Origin of the sequence: Novosphingobium sp. ERW19 (assembly GCF_012641315.1) — a bacterium.
In the GTDB taxonomy this organism is placed as follows: domain Bacteria; phylum Pseudomonadota; class Alphaproteobacteria; order Sphingomonadales; family Sphingomonadaceae; genus Novosphingobium.
In genome coordinates this window covers 10692-11190 of the sequence record NZ_JABAIC010000015.1, presented here as the reverse complement: position 1 = coordinate 11190, position 499 = coordinate 10692, and the positions used below count along the sequence as shown (strand labels likewise).

Annotated in this window: 1 protein-coding gene and 1 pseudogene; one reads left to right on the top strand and one right to left on the bottom strand. The window is 61.5% G+C overall.

Translation table 11 applies throughout. The features are described from left to right. Positions 1-213 (top strand): transposase (locus HGI46_RS20005; RefSeq protein ID WP_168905625.1); only part of this gene is annotated, 213 nt, incomplete at its 5' end. Between the two features lie 33 nt (positions 214-246). Here the strand turns inward: HGI46_RS20005 and HGI46_RS20000 are convergent. Next, a pseudogene (locus HGI46_RS20000) lies at positions 247-499 on the bottom strand (transposase); the annotation flags it as partial.

Here is a 499-nt window from a genome sequence, read left to right as displayed (position 1 = left end):
AAAAACCGTGACGTGCCGGCCACGAACAACATCTCCGAGCGCGAAATCCGCCCCTCGGTCGTCTTCCGTAAGGTCACCAACGGCTTCAGGTCAGACTGGGGCGCTCAGATCCATGCCGGATACCGTTCCGTCACCGGCACCGCACGCCTCTCTGACCAGTCCGCACTCAGCGCAATCCGCGATCTCGTCGACGGACGCTTCGCCGTCGCTTGATCGGCCTCAGTGCCAACCTCCTGAGCAGCTACCAGCGAACACGTGCCGCAGCCAGGGAAACCGTTTAATGACGCCGCCCAAGACCATCGGAGCTCCATCGCGATCCTGAATGTCAGCGGTATGGACGACGGCGTGAACCAGATTGCCCTCGGTGTCGGTTAGGATGTGACGCTTGCGTCCTTTGATCTTCTTTCCAGCATCGTAGCCCCGAGGTCCGCCACTTTCAGTGGTTTTGACGCTCTGGCTGTCGATCACACCCGCGCTGGGCGAGGCCTCACGCCCCTGT